At 54.5% G+C, this 16,073-nt stretch carries 13 protein-coding genes; 3 read left to right on the top strand and 10 right to left on the bottom strand.

The annotated features are described in order from the left end of the window. The first annotated feature begins 24 nt into the window (after nucleotides 1–24). Together QLG08_RS07080 and QLG08_RS07075 are read left to right on the top strand one after the other, a co-directional pair. Nucleotides 25–630: a cupin domain-containing protein gene (locus QLG08_RS07080; RefSeq protein WP_282472867.1), complete on the top strand. Its 606-nt coding sequence runs from the start codon at nucleotides 25–27 to the stop codon at nucleotides 628–630. A 14-nt stretch (nucleotides 631–644) separates the two neighbouring features. Further along, entirely contained in the window at nucleotides 645–1,973 is a 1,329-nt protein-coding gene (locus tag QLG08_RS07075) for an FAD-binding oxidoreductase (protein WP_022622871.1), read from the top strand. Between the two features lie 401 nt (nucleotides 1,974–2,374). Here the strand turns inward: QLG08_RS07075 and QLG08_RS07070 are convergent, their stop codons facing one another. The 4 genes from QLG08_RS07070 to QLG08_RS07055 all read right to left on the bottom strand — a co-directional run bounded on the left by QLG08_RS07070 (nucleotide 2,375) and on the right by QLG08_RS07055 (nucleotide 6,719). Beyond that, nucleotides 2,375–3,265, bottom strand: a complete 891-nt coding sequence (locus QLG08_RS07070) for a sugar phosphate isomerase/epimerase (protein WP_014598320.1) — start codon at nucleotides 3,263–3,265, stop codon at nucleotides 2,375–2,377. Between the two features lie 129 nt (nucleotides 3,266–3,394). Continuing rightward, nucleotides 3,395–4,564: a Gfo/Idh/MocA family oxidoreductase gene (locus tag QLG08_RS07065; protein ID WP_024472086.1), complete on the bottom strand. Its 1,170-nt coding sequence runs from the start codon at nucleotides 4,562–4,564 to the stop codon at nucleotides 3,395–3,397. A gap of 11 nt (nucleotides 4,565–4,575) precedes the next feature. Then, nucleotides 4,576–5,481 carry a TIM barrel protein gene (locus tag QLG08_RS07060; protein ID WP_014604639.1) on the bottom strand — a complete coding sequence of 302 codons (906 nt, stop codon included), beginning with the start codon at nucleotides 5,479–5,481 and terminating at the stop codon, nucleotides 4,576–4,578. A gap of 215 nt (nucleotides 5,482–5,696) precedes the next feature. Next, complete coding sequence (locus tag QLG08_RS07055) at nucleotides 5,697–6,719, bottom strand: LacI family DNA-binding transcriptional regulator (protein ID WP_112900541.1); 1,023 nt, start codon at nucleotides 6,717–6,719, stop codon at nucleotides 5,697–5,699. A gap of 397 nt (nucleotides 6,720–7,116) precedes the next feature. Between QLG08_RS07055 and QLG08_RS07050 the strand changes: the two genes are divergently transcribed. Next, complete coding sequence (locus QLG08_RS07050) at nucleotides 7,117–9,174, top strand: EAL domain-containing protein (protein WP_013027882.1); 2,058 nt, start codon at nucleotides 7,117–7,119, stop codon at nucleotides 9,172–9,174. Nucleotides 9,175–9,356: 182 nt separating this feature from the next. Here the strand turns inward: QLG08_RS07050 and QLG08_RS07045 are convergent, their stop codons facing one another. The 6 genes from QLG08_RS07045 to QLG08_RS07020 form a co-directional block, all read right to left on the bottom strand. Then, complete coding sequence (locus QLG08_RS07045; RefSeq protein ID WP_014333158.1) at nucleotides 9,357–10,274, bottom strand: LysR family transcriptional regulator; 918 nt, start codon at nucleotides 10,272–10,274, stop codon at nucleotides 9,357–9,359. 474 nt (nucleotides 10,275–10,748) lie between these two features. Then, nucleotides 10,749–11,573, bottom strand: a complete 825-nt coding sequence (locus QLG08_RS07040; RefSeq protein ID WP_089528402.1) for a M55 family metallopeptidase — start codon at nucleotides 11,571–11,573, stop codon at nucleotides 10,749–10,751. Beyond that, nucleotides 11,570–12,613 carry a P1 family peptidase gene (locus QLG08_RS07035; RefSeq protein ID WP_282472866.1) on the bottom strand — a complete coding sequence of 348 codons (1,044 nt, stop codon included), beginning with the start codon at nucleotides 12,611–12,613 and terminating at the stop codon, nucleotides 11,570–11,572. Before QLG08_RS07035 ends, QLG08_RS07040 begins: the two co-directional genes overlap by 4 nt. A gap of 2 nt (nucleotides 12,614–12,615) precedes the next feature. Further along, the gene (locus QLG08_RS07030) at nucleotides 12,616–13,500 is read right to left on the bottom strand and encodes an ABC transporter permease subunit (RefSeq protein ID WP_014598325.1); all 885 of its coding nucleotides are present in this window, start codon (nucleotides 13,498–13,500) and stop codon (nucleotides 12,616–12,618) included. Then, nucleotides 13,497–14,429, bottom strand: coding sequence for an ABC transporter permease subunit (locus QLG08_RS07025; protein WP_013027877.1), 933 nt, complete (start codon nucleotides 14,427–14,429; stop codon nucleotides 13,497–13,499). Before QLG08_RS07025 ends, QLG08_RS07030 begins: the two co-directional genes overlap by 4 nt. Nucleotides 14,430–14,512: 83 nt before the next feature. After that, nucleotides 14,513–16,054 carry a glutathione ABC transporter substrate-binding protein gene (locus QLG08_RS07020; protein ID WP_013027876.1) on the bottom strand — a complete coding sequence of 514 codons (1,542 nt, stop codon included), beginning with the start codon at nucleotides 16,052–16,054 and terminating at the stop codon, nucleotides 14,513–14,515. Nucleotides 16,055–16,073: the final 19 nt, after the last annotated feature.

Raw genomic sequence — 16,073 nt, 5'->3', positions numbered from 1 at the left:
CACGAAACCTTAAGGAACATGGTGATGAAAACAGCGTTAATGCACTCTGAGGATCTGAGTGCCGTCGAGATCAATATTGGCGTACGGTTAAAATTAATACGCAAGTCTCGCAATATGACTATTAAAGAACTGGCGCAACAGGCAAATGTGTCGGCAGGGGCAATTAGCCAGATTGAACGTAATCTGGCTAACCCGACGGTACGGGTACTGGAGCAGCTTCGGGTGGTCTTGAATGTCCCCTTGACCGCTTTTCTTGAACAACATGAGGTGATGCGGCCAGGTGCTGAACACTATGTTCGTCGCTGGCGTGAGCGACCGCATTTTCAGGTTGGCAAGCAGGGCATTAGCAAAGAGATGTTATCGCCGTCCGGCGAACACGATATCCAGTTCATGTATATCAGCATCCCTCCCCGCACGCGCTCTGAAGAAATGCTGACGGGGAAAGGTGAAAAAGCAGGTGTGGTCATGGAGGGTCGGCTTGCGCTTGAGGTGAATGGTGAAACGACCTTCATCGAAGCGGGCGACAGCTTTCAGTTTAAAAGCCATCTGCCGCATAACATTTTTAACGACAGCGACACCGAAGCCCGTGTGTTGTGGATTATGCATATTCCGCCCCGACATCATATTTGAAACAAGGTTAACTCATGCGAATTAAGGTCGATAGCGTTAATGACAGTTCCGTCTTCCCCACCTCTGTCGATGTTGTTGTGATAGGCGGTGGCATTGTTGGGACGTCAACGGCATATGAACTGGCGAAACAAGGCGTTTCTGTTGCGTTGTTTGAAAAAGGCGTGATTGCCGGTGAGCAGTCAGGTAGAAACTGGGGCTGGGTGCGCCAACAGAACCGTGATTTGCATGAGTTGCCGATGGCGATACGAAGCCTGCAGCGCTGGGATGAACTCAGTACTGAAATCGGGATGGATCTGGGCTTCAGGCGCAGCGGCATCCTGTATGGCACGCTAAATGACGCTGACCTGGCGCGTTGGGAAAAATGGGGCCAGCAGGCAAAGCAGATTGGCTTTACCAGCCAGTTGTTGTCCGCGCGTGAGGCCCAGGAACGCATTGGTGACAAAACAGCATGGCGAGGCGGCGTGTGGTCACCGACGGATGGTCGCGCGGAACCGTCACAGGCCGCACCGGCCATCGCGAAAGGTGCGCAAAACCTGGGCGCCAGCATTTTTCAGCGTTGCGCGGTGCGGGCACTGGATATCAGCGCCGGTCGTGTTTCTGGCGTCTGGACAGAACGCGGATTAGTCAAAGCCAGCCGGGTGATCTGTTGTGGTGGTGCATGGAATTCGCGTTTCTGCAGGCAATATGGGATTGAACTCCCTGCCGCCAATATTTTGGGCACGGTGTTTAAAACAACCGCCGCCCCGGAAATTGTAAAAGGTTGTCTGAGCACGCCGCAACTCTGTGTTCGTCGCCGTCTGGATGGCAGTTATACCGTTGCCGTTCCGGGCCTGGGCCAGATCGATTTGGCGCCGCAGAACATCCGATATGCCGCAAAGTTTTATCCTATGTTCCGCAGTAAAGTGGCAAAGAAACTGAAAATCCGGCTGAATGGCTCATTCTTTTCAGGCCCTGAAGCCTCGGGGAGTTGGTCTCATGAAACGCCTTCCCCTTTTGAAAAAATCCGGGTTCTCGATCCCACGCCGGATAAACGCATCGTTAATGATGGTCTGGCAGAATTAATCCGCTTGTTCCCCGCGCTGGAGGGAACAAAAGTCGATTATGCCTGGGCGGGCTGGATTGATACCACACCGGATTTGGTGCCGGTTATTGATGAAGTGAACCAGATCCCCGGCATGTTTATTGCCTCTGGCTTTAGTGGTCATGGTTTTGCCATCGGGCCGGGTGCGGGACTGCTGTGTGCACAGATGATGACGAATAAGCCCGTTTATACCGACCTTGCCCCCTACCGGCTCTCACGCTTTGATAAAGGTAACGTTATTCGCCAGCCACAAATGATGTAGCGGTGCAGACCACAGAGACAGGCTATGCGAAAGCGCATGGCCTGCATTGGCCTGTCTCGTCAACATAGCGACGATCTGTTAGTGATCTACCGGGCGGTTGCCCCCTTCTGAGCCAGCTTAATTTGCGCAGTGTAAAAATCAGCCCTCATTCCCTGATTCTGATTAAGCCTTCTGTGGTGAGGCGTGAGAGAAAAAGTCATCCGTCATTACCGGAGAGAAAGGCGTAAAATCGATGGACGCAGCGGTAAGCAGGCGAGTACTACAAAGGGGCACCCGACCTTTGTGCGGCACCGACGGTGCTGATTATGGCCTGTTCTACAGGAAGACGCTGGCATGCAAATACTGGGAAGGCCTATTTTAAAAAGCCCGGCAGCAATTTTACATCTCACCGGGCACATCACTCATGGATGAGGCGTAAGCAATTCTCGCTCTATCCGCTCGCGGGTTTCCACGGCCTGATACTTCATTTTTTCCGGATAACCAAAAAGCGATGCGGCCACAATAGGCTCTCCCCCTACTTTGAACGTCTGCTCTGCAAACTTCATTTCCCGCAACGTTCGGAACAGCGTGTCAAAATCTACTTCGCCTTCGCCGATGCCAACGTGTTGATGAATAGTGGCATCCACGCCTGGTGGGTTAACGATGTAACGGCAATGCTTCGTGTGGTTCATGGTATCGGCAATAAGAACATGGGACAGATCGTGTCCGGCATGACGGAGCATCTTCTCTACGTCGCCTTTTCCTTTATCATAGAAAAAGGTATGAGGAACGCTGTAGACATATTTAACGTTATCACTCCTGAACGACCTGACCATATTGACAGTCTCATCGCTCTCTTCACAGAAGTCCCACGGGTGCGCCTGAATTTCAACACGGATACCCTCACGTTCGAACAGCGGAAGCAGCGTTTCCATTGAGCGGTAAAACATTTCATCGCAGATTTCGGGTTGATTAGGATCGCCCGCCAGTTCGGTATTGATGACCTGTACGCCCATTTCGACGGCGATCTCCACCATACGTTTCCAGTTTTTAACGGCCGCCTGTCGGCGCAGTTCATCGGGACCAGACCAGCGATAAACACAGATAAACGATGAAATTTCCACACCTGTTTCGCGCAGCGCCTTTTTATACTCAGCCATGATCTCGCGGCTGGCACGAGGATGCTTATAGAAAGGGTTAATTTCCGGATGTGGAGACTGCTCAATGTAGTTGTATCCCCATTCCGACACCTGTTGGACCATTTTGGTGATGCCCAGATCTTTGATTACATCTACATCGAAAGCGATTTTCATTGATGCCACCTTTGCGTTGTCTCTTGCTGCCTGAGTCGGGTTCAGGCAGCGAAAATCATTAAACGGATCGAATGTCAGGCGTTGTCAACCCTGTGTGACAGGCTGAGTCCGGTTCTCACGACCAGGACCTCAGCATTCCACCCACACCGAGCCGGAGTCGGCTGAACGGACACAGTTTTCCACCCATCTGACGCCAGCCAGGCCGGCATGGACATCGGGATACCAGAAGTTTTTCAGGAATGCGTCGTCGCCCCGATCGGTTGCATCCATTGCCAGCGCGAAACGTCGGTAGAGATTCGACCAGGCTTCGAAAAGTCCTTCCGGATGACCGCCGCCTATCCGGTCATCTTCACGAGCAGCCGGGTGCAGATAGTCCATGCCTCTCTCCAGAATGCGCACCGGCTCACCCTGAATTTCGAAACGCAGCTGGTTTGGCTGCTCATCCCACCACTCAATACTGGCTCTGGAGCCCACGATGCGGACTTTCTGCCCATGCATTGATCCGCAGTTGACGGCAGAGGCCCACAGATTTCCCACTGCGCCGTTCTCGTATTCCATCAGAACAAATGCGTTGTCTTCGAGAGGCGCCCGACTTTTCACAAAGCTCTGGCGTGAGCAAAGCAGCCGTCTGATTTTCAGTTCGGGTGCCATGGTTTCAGCGATACACAGCGGATGGGTCGCCAAATCACCCAGAACATAACTGGGTCCGACAAAGCGCGGGTCGACGCGCCAGCTGGTGCTGGCGTTATTCTGTTCAACGGCTTCGTGATGAAAACCGTGTGCAAACTGCATGTTGACGATGCGGATGTCACCCAGTAATCCCTGCGCGATCATCTCTCTGGCCTGAAGGATGAGCTGATGACCGGTGTAACCGTAGGTCACGCCGACGATCTTCTTTTTCTCCCGGCTCAGCTTCGCCAGATGTTCAGCTTCTTCCACCGTAAAGCACAGCGGTTTCTCACATATCACATGGAGACCAGCTTCAAGCGCTGCGCAGCAGACCGCAAAGTGCGTGTTGTTGGGTGTGGCGATTGAGACAGCCTGAATGCCATCATCGCGTTTTGCTTCTGATGCAAACAGGGTTTCATAGTCGGCATAGCACCGGTCCGGGGAAAGGCCCAGAGCTTCACCAAAGGCGCGTCCACGTGCCGCATCAATATCGAACGCCCCGGCAACTAAGGTAAATGTGTTATCGCGGAGTGCTGATGAACGGTGAATGTAGCCAATCTGACTGGTACCGCCGCCGCCCACCATGCCCCACCGCAGTGAATTTTTAAGCGGTTTAATGCCGTTAATCATGACCTTTCTCCTTAAAAACCGACTGAGTGCAGATAGTGCAGACTTGCTGTGACGTCACGCAGGCTGGTGTCTGCATCACGCGGATCCCTTTCCTGTTCAATAGTGATCCAGCCTTGATAATGGCGCTGGCGCAGAAATGCGTGGACATCGGGATAGTTGATAGCGCCGCTGCCAAGTGGGCACATGACGCCCTGGGCACAGGCGGTGAAAAAATCCAGCCCTTGTTTGATGGCCTGACGCCAGACAACCTCGTTGACGTCTTTGAAATGAAGGTAATCAATCCGGTCCCAGTAACGTTCCAGCGCAGCAACAGGATCCATGCCGGCGTAATACAAATGGCCGGTATCCAGACAAAGGCCGGCAACGCTATGAGGAATATCGCGAACCAGCCTTTCCAGTTCATCGGCAAACTCAATGCAGCCGCCTGCATGGGGATGAATGACCGGTCTGACACCGTACTCTTTCCAGGCGATCTCACTCAGAACGGTGATATGTCTCATCATGGTCTGCCAGTCGCTGTCGTTCAGTCGTGGCGCTTTTTCAGACTGGCCTGCGGTGGCTGCCCGTTCAGGATCGCCGAAATCGATGATGACGAGATAAGGCGTAGGTTTGCCCTGTTCGGAAAGGAAGCTCAGGTTGTGACAGATTTTATGGGTCAGCGCGATCATGGCCGGAAAGTTCTCTTCACTCACCAAATCATCGAAAAGGGTGCCAGCAACGATCGACAGCTGGAATTCGGCAAGCGCAGCTTTTAGCGCATCCGGCTGGACGGGCAAATATCCCCACGGCCCCAGTTCCAGGCTTTTATAACCTGCAAGCGCGGCTTCTTTAAGCACGCTCTGCCAGGGGGGAAGAAAAGGATTCTTCGGGTCATCCACTCCCCAGCTGCAGGGCGCAGTCGCGATGGAAATCGTCATGATGTTTTTTCTCCGGATGCGGCAACACTGATGAACACTGAGCGCCCCGACGGCAATCGTCTGGCTCAATGCGCGCAGTATTGCGCCGGTTTTTTAACACCGGCAACCCTTCGAAGTGAGTTATTTGATAGCGATCATGATTTTTTTATATCATTTATTTGATTGTTTTACATCAAATGCAGTCTGCGCAAGCCTTCGGCAGAAGCCGGAGTGATTCAGATATTTTCCCGAGTGATGAGATCGAAAGGCAGGGTAACGTAAACCGGATTGCGATCGTTCTCTTGATATCTGCTGATAAAAACAGAGACGATCTTTTCAGCCACGGCATCAATGCGGTGACGTATCATGATGTCGATCTGTCCCTCAATCAGCGCCATTTCATCGCCGATAAAGGGGCCATGACAGAGAATTTTTATATCATCCCGCGGGCTTTCAGAAACGGCTTTAATCACCCCTTCCACACCACCACATGGCGCATAAATCATTGTTATGATTGGGTTGTCTTTCAGCAGTTGCGTCGCGGCCAGATAGCCCCCATTGATACATTCAAGCGTCTGGAGAGGCTCCAGAACCACGGCATCTTTTCTGTTTTCACGCAGGTATGAACGAAAGCTTATTTCACAGCTTTCCTGGCAGTTGAAACGGTGGTCACCCAGTAGGACGCCAATCACACTTTCTTTTTCTGTCATGCGTTCAGCAAACCATCCCGCCGTACGTCCTGCTTTGAGGTTATCCAGCCCGATATAGCCCGCCTGACCACAGGGGGAGAGATCAGAAAACAACGTGAAAATTTGCACACCTGAGGCGGAAAGCTGCTTAATCGTATGTCGTATAAGGGGATGATCCAGAGCAACAAGCCCGATGATATCAACGCGTTCTGCCAGCGCTTCCAGAGACGATACGACGTTCTCCACATCGTGAATATCGGCCCACATAAACGCCGGTTTCGTCGCCAGTTTTCCCTCTGCGCATCGACTGATTTCTTCTGAAAGTACCTGATAAAAAGAATAATTATTGGGTAGCAAAATGAACCCGATACGCACGGGGATGTTGGCCGCTGTCACGTCCGGCGTCATGACCTTAATGAGGTCTTCACGGTAGCCTAAGGCTTCAGCGGCGCGCAGGACCCGTTGCCGGGTTTCCTGTTTAACAGAAGCTCTGTTGTTAAGCACGCGATCCACGGTAGCGACGCCCACGCCGGCTGCTCGTGCCACCGCTGACATAGAGATTTTTTTCATTACTCAGCCTGGTGATGATAGATTTCTATCAATCTAAACACATAAACAGGATAGCGGCAAAAGGCTTCCGCGCTTTTTGCGGGATGATAACCGTATTGGTGAGATCGGTGCCTCCGGAATGCGTACAGCAGATAGCGCTGTTTGGATTTGCATTAAGTCACTTGCGGCAGACTTTTAAAAAATTAATTGTGCGTGAAACGACTGACTCTACAGCGAAAAGCGAACGCTGCTAAGTCCCGTGTGCATTATGATTGGGCTGGTCCAGACAGGTGGCGTAATATGGCCTCAACTAAATTTTTACAAATTTTTGTCTCTGTTTCTGGCTAACGGCGCCGATAATCGTTTTTAACGCCAGATCATCTCCGAACAGGTCGATGAACTCATCAAGGATAGCCACATGAAATCCGTAACCAATGACCAACTGGGGGCCGCCGTGGCCAGAACGTCTCTTTGTGCGATATATCTGCTGTCTTCCACCGGAGAAGTGATGAGCTGGAATCTTGGATGCCGTGAGATCAAGGGATGGGATAGCCGCGATATCCGAGGGCAGCATATTTCGGTTTTTTATGATGAAGATGAGCAGGCCAGGAATATCCCTGAGGCCAACCTGAGGGAGGCCCGTGAGCGCGGCAAGTTCACAGGAGAGGGCTGGCGCCTGCGCAAAAACGGCAGCGCGTTTCGGGCATCAGTTGAAATAGAATTTCTCAATCCTTCCGATGAAGATAATGCGGCCTTTATCAAAATCGTGCGGGACGTTTCACAAGGCTATCAGGAAAGGGCGGCGCTCCGCATCGCTCAAAAAGTTATCCTGAAAAGGGAAACCGAGTTATCAGACACAAATAAGGTGCTCGACGCCGTATTCAGCCACACGCCTTGCGCGCTCATCCTGTGTGACGTTGCATCGGGGGACATCATACGCGCGAACCCGACGGCCATGAATTTGTCCTGTCTGCAAGAACGGGTACGCAGTGGGAATACCCGAACCGCCCTGCCTGCGGGCCTGCCAGACAATCTCGCGGCTGTGTTCAGGCAGGCATTTGACCTCCTCCCCGACCAGGGCTTTAGTGAAACGGTTTCTTCGGGCGATAATGAGCCGGAATTTTCACTACGGATTTCCGCCGAAAGGCTGAATTCGGGCGGTGGAGATGACTATCTCCTGTATACCATACTGGACGTCACGGCGGAGTATCAGGCTGCGGTCAGAGCAAACCATCTGGCCCTTCATGATCCGCTGACAGGGCTTCTCAACCGCCGTGGCCTGATGCCTGAGCTTGAAACGCTTCTGGACGGTGACGAACCCTTTGCGGTCATGGTGTCTGACATAGACCGGTTTAAAAGCGTCAACGACGTTCTGGGTCACGCGGCGGGCGATACCTTGCTCATTGAGGTTTCGGCACGGCTGCTGTCAGTCCTGCGCCCGGGCGACATTCTGGCCCGCACGGGCGGTGACGAGTTCGTTGCCGTTTTGCCCGGCATTAGCTCGGCAGAAGACGCAAGCGAAACAGCATCACGCCTGACGATGGTCCTGAAGGAGCCCTTCATGCTGAAAGGGCGGAAAGTCACCTCGGGTTGCAGCTTCGGGGTTTGCCTCTTTCCGGGCTATGCGCGTGATGCCGAAAGCATGTTATCGGCGGCCGATATCGCCCTCTACGCTGCCAAGTCAGCCGGGCGCAAAGGCTGGGTAATTTTTACCGATGAGCTAGCCAGTTCGGCGGCAGAGCGCTTTAGCCTGGAAAATGACCTGCGTGGTGCACTGGAGAACGGTGAGCTGCAGATTTTTTACCAGCCCGTCGTCTGCAGCATCAGTGAGGAAGTGGTTTCCTATGAAGCTCTGCTGCGCTGGAATCATCCTGTAAGGGGAAATGTTTCGCCTGACGTGTTCATCCCGCTCGCTGAAAAAACCGGGCTTATTCATGATATTGGCGCATTCGCGCTTGAGCGAGCCTGCAACGATATGGCGGAGTGGTCAGGGCACGAACGCGTGGCAGTTAATATCTCGCCCCGTCAGTTTCGTGATCCACAGCTGGCCAACAGGGTGAAAACGGTTCTTATTGAGAGTGGGCTGCACCCAAACCGGCTGGAGCTCGAAATCACCGAGTCGGCGCTGTTCGACAACCCCGAAGGCAGTTACGAAATGATTCGCAGGTTCAGGGATACCGGAATTCATATCGTACTGGATGATTTTGGTACGGGCTTTTCTTCACTGAACCACCTCAGTTCCGGACTGTTCAGCAGGATAAAAATAGACAGGTCGTTTATCAACGATTTGCACCTGGACTCCGGAGCGGCTGCCATCGTCAGCTCCGTTCTTTCACTCTGCCGTCAACTCCAGGTTGAAGTGACCGCAGAGGGCGTGGAAACGCCTGCACAGGCGGAGTGGCTAAAGACGAATGAATGTCCGTTACTGCAGGGATACCTCTTTGGCAGGCCGGGCCCTTGCTGGATTCAGAAGTAAAGTGTGTGCCCTTCTCAGTCCCTGCCGGAACAACTGACGGGGACAGAAAGCGCCGGATGTCTTTAAAAGAAATAAGTATCCATGACTGCACCGGGACGACCAGAACAGGTTTCAAAAGGCAAAACAGTGACGCAAACCTTTGCCGATAGCAGGTGTACCACCAGATTCACCAGAAGCCGTTTTTAGCTTGCTTTCTCAACCAGAAACTGTGCTTCGCACTGTCGGGCAATCTCCCACAGCCTGTTACGTATTACCTGCTTAAGTTGCAGAGTGGACTGTGACTGGGGTTTATCACGACGGCTGATCAGCATCACTTCAAACGGCAACGGTTGCGCGACGGGGAGCAATTTTAGCTGGTCGGCATAGCGGCATGCCGTGAACAGATCCACGACGCCCACGCCGCCGCCTGCCAGGACCATATCCGCAATCACCGAATAGGTTTTAATCGACAGTGACACAGCGGGATTCAGCTTTTTATCGCGCAGCGCGCGGTGTAATACGCGCCCAAGCGGATCCTGGGTCTGCATCATCAGCAGATTATTGCTGCATAACCATTCCAGCGAAACGGGTTCATGCTGGGGATGATTGAGCGGCAGCAGCGCCACCATGGAAGACTGGAACAGCGGTTCAGCCAAAAGGTCTGCATCCACCTGTTGACCAAACACCAGGGCGAAATCAAGCTGATTTTCCAGAATCATTTGGCACAAGGTCTTGAAGTGCTCCGTGACCAGTTCGACACTGACCGAGGCCACCTGTTGTCGCCAGGTGACCAATGCGGGTGCCAGCACCATTTGACCAAACGCGTGAGCCGCACCCACGCGGACTATCTGCCCTTCGCCGCGTCGCAGTTGTTCGGTGAGTTGAGTGATGGATTGCAAACGTTGATAAAGATCTTCTACTTCGGGCAGCAGGCGTCGTCCTTCCGCCGTGACGCTCATTCCCTGTATCCGTCGCTCAAACAGTGCAAAACCCAATTGCTGTTCCGCATGATTCAGCACGCGGCTGATATTCGGCTGGGACACATTCAGCAAGCGCGCTGCAGCGCTGATGCTACCGGTCTGTACGATGGCCTGAAATACCTCTATGTGACGGAGCCGCATTATTATTCACCTTAACTGGATTCACCTGACCGCAGGCCGTTGTCACCACCCTTTTACAGCAGTGCCTGCATGAGACTGCCAACACCGCAACTTTACGGGAAAGCCTGCAACCGCTTTCCGGCAGAGCCCAAACCCCAGGTTATTACATGGCAATCCCTGCTCTCTTGCAAAATTTGTACCGTAAAGCTGACGGTGGCTGAGTCGCCGACCTTCATCTGGCTATCGGTATGAGTCGATGACTGCGTCTGAAGAGAGGAGATGAAATGGGCTCTGCCGCGCTGGTTTTTGCACCTCCGGGCCGGACAGAATGGAAACGCTGTCAGGACAGGCGTTCGCCCCATCGTGGTGCAACGGAAGCGACATCGCTGGATGGCCAGCCGCGCGGCTGGCCGATGGGTAGTCCTGTATGGCAGCGGTGTTTCAGGGCAGCAGAACAGGCGCGCTAACGTTGCCGCTGCCGATACGCACATCCTCTTATGACGATTGGGTACTCGCCAGATAGGAAAAGGCACTGAGCAAGCTGATCAACGTCCCCATCCGCTCCGCCTGATACTCCACGGTAACCGCATCGATGCGCGTGACACCGGGAATCAGGCTAAACAGATCGGCCAGCACGGGTTTGCTGGCCTGGAGCTGCATGCGATAAGGCGCGGCCAGGCGAGTCGTGCTTGCCTGATGTGAATGCTGCAGTGCGGCGCTTGCCGCGGCGCATATTGCACGCTGCGCCGCTTTGGGGCTGATGGATTCCGCGCAGGTGTGGGAAATGGCGCGTTTTACACAGACGTAATCAACCGTGGGATAATATTCTGCTATCCAGCTCTGGAGCTGATCGTCGCCGGTGACCAACAACAGAGGCGTACCCTGTTCAGCGGCAGCGGCGGCATAAATGTCGGTTTCCCCCATCACAAGGCCATTGATATGGATACGCCAGAATGCGCGGCCGTTAATGGTGTGCGCCAGTACGCCAGGTTCGCCTGCTGCGCTGTGATAGCCCACCAGAAATAATCCGTCGAACGTCTGCTGCTCGATCCCTTCAACCATCGACAGACCGCGAGGTTTACCCTGCACCAGTCGGGCGCGTGGATCAATATTTTCCGCACGTAAATTGGTCATTTGCGCATGGCTGTCGGCGACCACCACCTCCGTTGCGCCCCCCGCGAACGCGCCCTCAATCGCGGCATTGACTTCCTGTTCCATCAGCCCCCGGGCCATCTGATATTCCGGGTTGCCTGGTGTGCAGTGCTCCGGGCGCATGACGCCCGCGATACCTTCAATATCGGCAGAGATAAAAATTTTCATGCGGTTAATTTGTCCAGAATCTGAGTCAGTGAGGGCCGATGGTGACCACGAAAGCCGGTGACGGCCTCCGCGCTCAACAAGGCATCCAGAACAGCCTGTTCGGTTGCATCTGCCGCGGCGGCAAGCAGCGGCTCCAGCTGGTCATCCTGAGGCGGTTGCGGCAGGGGTTGCGTTGAGAACGCCACGGCAATATCACCTGAACCGTGGCCCCAGTAGCTGCCCAGCCGTCCAAGGCCGGCGCCGGCACGCCGGGCAATGCGTTTCAACTGACGCGCATCCAGTGGCGCATCCGTGGCCATCACGATGATGACAGAGCCGGCATCACGCTGCGGCGGTTGCCCGGCCAGCAGCGGCGCTATCATGTCGCCGAGTCGCACACCGTCAAGCGTTAGTGCGCTAAGCGTACCGAAATTTGCCAGCACCAGCACCCCGAGCGTGGCGTTGAGCGAGGGAATAACACGAGAGGCCGTGCCGATCCCGCCCTTCAGGCTAAAACAGCTCATCCCGCGCCCTGCCCCGACGCTGCCGCGTGCAAAATCGGCGGCGGTCGTGCGCAATGCCGCCTGCGCCATCGCCTCGCTGATGGACAACAACTGGATATCATTAAGCCAGCCATCGTTGCACTCCAGTGCCAGCGGATTTACCGTGGGCAATGTCCGCCCCAGCTCCGGATTACGACGGATGGCATCCCGGACCAGCGTGGTAAACAGCGTGCCCACCGCCAGCGTGTTGCTGAGCAGAATCGGCGTCTGTAACACGCCAAGCTCCTCGACCTGTACCAGCCCGACCGGTTTTGCAAAGCCATTGAGCACTTCCGCGCCACACGGCAGCGGCGTGAGAAACACATTGTCGCCCGGCGGAACGATAGCGGTGACGCCAGTCTGCCTTTCTCCATCATTCAGCGTGTAATGTCCGACGCGCACGCCGGCAACATCGCTGATTCGATTGCCGGGCCCGCAAGCGCCGCGCGGCTGTCCCAACGTACGCGCGTGACGCCAGTGGTTTAGCAGCAGATCGCGCTGCAATTGTTGAAAATCCATGGTCAGCTCTTCAGTTTCGGGTCGAGCGTATCGCGCAGCGCGTCGCCGAGCAGGTTGAACGCCAGCACCGTGATAAAAATCGCCAGCCCCGGAAACACGCTCATGTGCCATGCGCCAGCCATCATCATGCTCCGGCTCATCGCCAGAATATTACCCCATTCAGGCACATCCGGCTCCGGCCCCAGGCCAATAAAGCTTAAGCCCGCTGCGGTGAGAATACTGGTGCCGATGCGCATAGTGAAGTAGACAATCACGCTGGAAAGCGTACCGGGCAAAATATGTCGCAGGATAATGATGCGATCGGGTGCACCGGCACAGCGAACGGCTTCCACATAGGCGGCCTGTCTCAATGACAGCGTCGAGGCGCGCACAATACGGGCAAAAACGGGTACGCTGAACACCGCGACCGCGATGATCACATTGTTCAGGCCGGTTCCAAGTAGCGCGACAACCGCAATGGCCAGTAACATGCCGGGAAAAGCGAATAACACGTCGGCGCCGCGCATGATCAGCATATCGACCCAGCCGCCGTAATAGCCTGCCAGTAAACCCAACACCACACCGACAATCATGCCGAGCGTTACGGACAGCACGCCGACATAGAGCGAAATACGCGCGCCATAGATAATGCGACTGAGCAGATCACGCCCCAGCTCGTCGGTTCCCATCCAGTGTGCCGCGCTGGGCGGTGACGACAATGCCATCCAGTCTGGTGCCATCGGATCCCAGGGGGCCAGCCAGGGCGCAAAGATCGCCACTACGATCAACAACAGTACAAATCCGCCTGAGACCAGCGCCAGAGGATTACGCACAAAGGCATGCAGGAAATCGCGCCACGGCGAACGGATGACCTGAGTCGGGTTTTCAGTCAGCGATTGAATACTCATCTCGGCTCCTGTCGCAGACGAATCGCCGGATTGACGACCGCGTAAAGCAGATCGACCAGCAGATTAATGACAATAAATTCAAACACGAACAGCATCACCAGCGCCTGAATAACCGGCTGATCCTGCGCTTTTATCGACTCAATCAACAACCAGCCTAATCCCGGCCAGTTGAAGACGCTCTCCACGACGATGGAGCCGCCCAGCAGAAAACCGAACTGCAAACCGAGCATGGTAATCACCGGAATGAGTGCATTACGCATCACATGTTTCCACGTCACGAGGCGGTTACGCAGTCCTTTGGCTTTCGCGGTCCGCACGTAATCTTCCTGCGCCACCTCCAGGAAGGCTGAGCGGGTAAACCGAGCCATCACTGCCGCCACTGACGAACCCAGCGTGATGGCGGGCAGGACAATATCACTGGCTTTGTTGAAACCGCTGACTGAGAACAGCCCAAAAGGCATCGCGACGAACTGGATCAGCAACAGACCCAGCCAGAAAGCAGGCATTGAGATACCGCCCACCGCCATGCTCATCAGCGTCCAGTCTTGCCATTTTCCTCGCTTCAGTGCCGCGAGAACGCCAAGTACGAGGCCGAGAATCACGGACCAGGCAAACCCCGCTAAGGCGAGCCAAAGCGTTGGCATGAAGCCCTGTTTAATCACCTGCAGCACCGGTTGCTGGGTGCGGTAGGTGGTGCCAAGATCGCCGTGTAACAGGCTATCGATCCAGTGGACGTACTGCTGTGGCAGCGAATCGTTAAGCCCAAGGTGCTGACGCGCCGCTTCAACCGCCTCAATGGGCGCATCCGGTCCAGCATAGATGCGCGCCGGGTCGCCCGGCAGCAGCTTGATAAAACCGAAAACCAGCAGCGAGACCACCAGCAAAACCGGGATCATCTCCAGTAATCGGCGAAGGATGTATGCAAACATGCCATTCCTTGAAATGCACTGTGACGGGTGCCCTCACGTCCTTTTGCCCTGCGAGGGAAAGGGACGTGAGAGCAATCCGCGTCTTATTTAAACGACGCCTGAGTGAAGAGCAAATTGCCATCAGGCAGCATGGAAACACCATTCAGGGTGCGGCGTTTGCCAACGAGATTGTCTGGCGTACCAAGGAATGCCACCGGTGCATCCTGCCATATGAGTTTCTGTGCTTGCGCATAGGCGATACCACGCTTTGCCGGATCGGCCGTTGCCAGCCCGGCGGCAATGGCTTTGTCTACATCAGGATTGCTGAAATAGGAGACATTGTAGGAGGTGGGTACCCAGGATTCGGTGGCGAACAGCGGACGCAGCGCCCAGTCGGCATCGCCTGTTGACGTCGACCAGCCACCATAGTACAGGTCAAATTCCGCCTTTTTCGGGTCCTGTACGCCCCATAACTTAGCGTTGCGTGTGCCGGAATCCATCGGAGTTACCGTGGCACGAATGCCCACCGTGCCCAGCTGCGCTTTCAGTACCTGAGCGGCGCGCACGCTGGCCGTTGCATTCGTAACCCAGAGTTTGAGATCCAGACCATTCGGATAGCCCGCCGCTTTCAGCAGCGCTTTGGCTTTATCCGGCGCATAGTGATAATCAGGATCGTTTTGTTTCTGATAAAACTGGACACCTTCGGGCATGGCGGATGTGGCTGGTTTACCTAAACCGGCAAAAGCCACCTTCAGCCACAGATTACGGTCAATCGCATAGTTGATTGCCTGACGCACGCGAACATCTGCCAGTGGCTTGTGCTGCGTATTAATCGCCATGTAATAAAGATAAATGCTGGGATCGCGCTGAACAGAGAGGTTACTGTCTTGTTTCACGGCAGCAATCAGATCCGAAGGCAATGGCCAGATTGCGTCAACCTGACCCGACTTCAACGCGGCTACGCGTGTTGCATCTTCCGGGCTGGGTGAGAAGATAACATGATCGACTTTTGGCCATCCCTGCTGCCAGTAACCGTCATACTTCGCCAGCGTGACCGCTTTGCCCGGTGTCCAGTCAACAAATTTAAACGGACCGGTACCCACCGGATGCAACCGGAGTTGGGCTTCGTCTGGATATTGCTTGAGAATGGACGGGCTCCACATCACTGCGGAAGGATGTGCCAGCGTGTTAATAAAGGCACCAAACGACTGGTTAAGATCGATTTTTACCTGATCGGGTGCCAGCACCGTAACCTTATCGATCATTTTGTACAGGCTGTTACGCTTTAGCCCTTTTTTCTGGTCTGCCAGGCGATCAAGGTTGGCTTTGACGGCTTCCGCATCAAAAGGTGTGCCATCCTGGAAGGTGACGCCTTTGCGCAACGTCAGCGTAAACTCCGTTGCATTTTCATTTGAGGTATAACCGGTGGCCAGCCAGGGCTGGAGCTTCATGTGTGGATCGAACTGAAACAGTCGTTCAAAGATACCACTCTGCACCGAATAGCTGACATTGTCTGAGGTATCGTGCGGATCCAGCCCCGTAATATCGGCATACATTGAAATACGCAGATCCTGTGCCTGTGCAGTCATGACCAGCGTCGTCGTCAATGCGAGGGCGAGTGAAGTACGGCGAAACAGCGTTTTCATAAAAATCTCCTGGTCGTTG

The organism is Pantoea sp. V106_11 (genome assembly GCF_029967885.1).
GTDB classification, from domain to species: Bacteria; Pseudomonadota; Gammaproteobacteria; order Enterobacterales; family Enterobacteriaceae; genus Pantoea; species Pantoea ananatis.
Note: the sequence above shows the minus strand (reverse complement) of the source record. Positions and strands in the feature narration are given on the sequence as shown.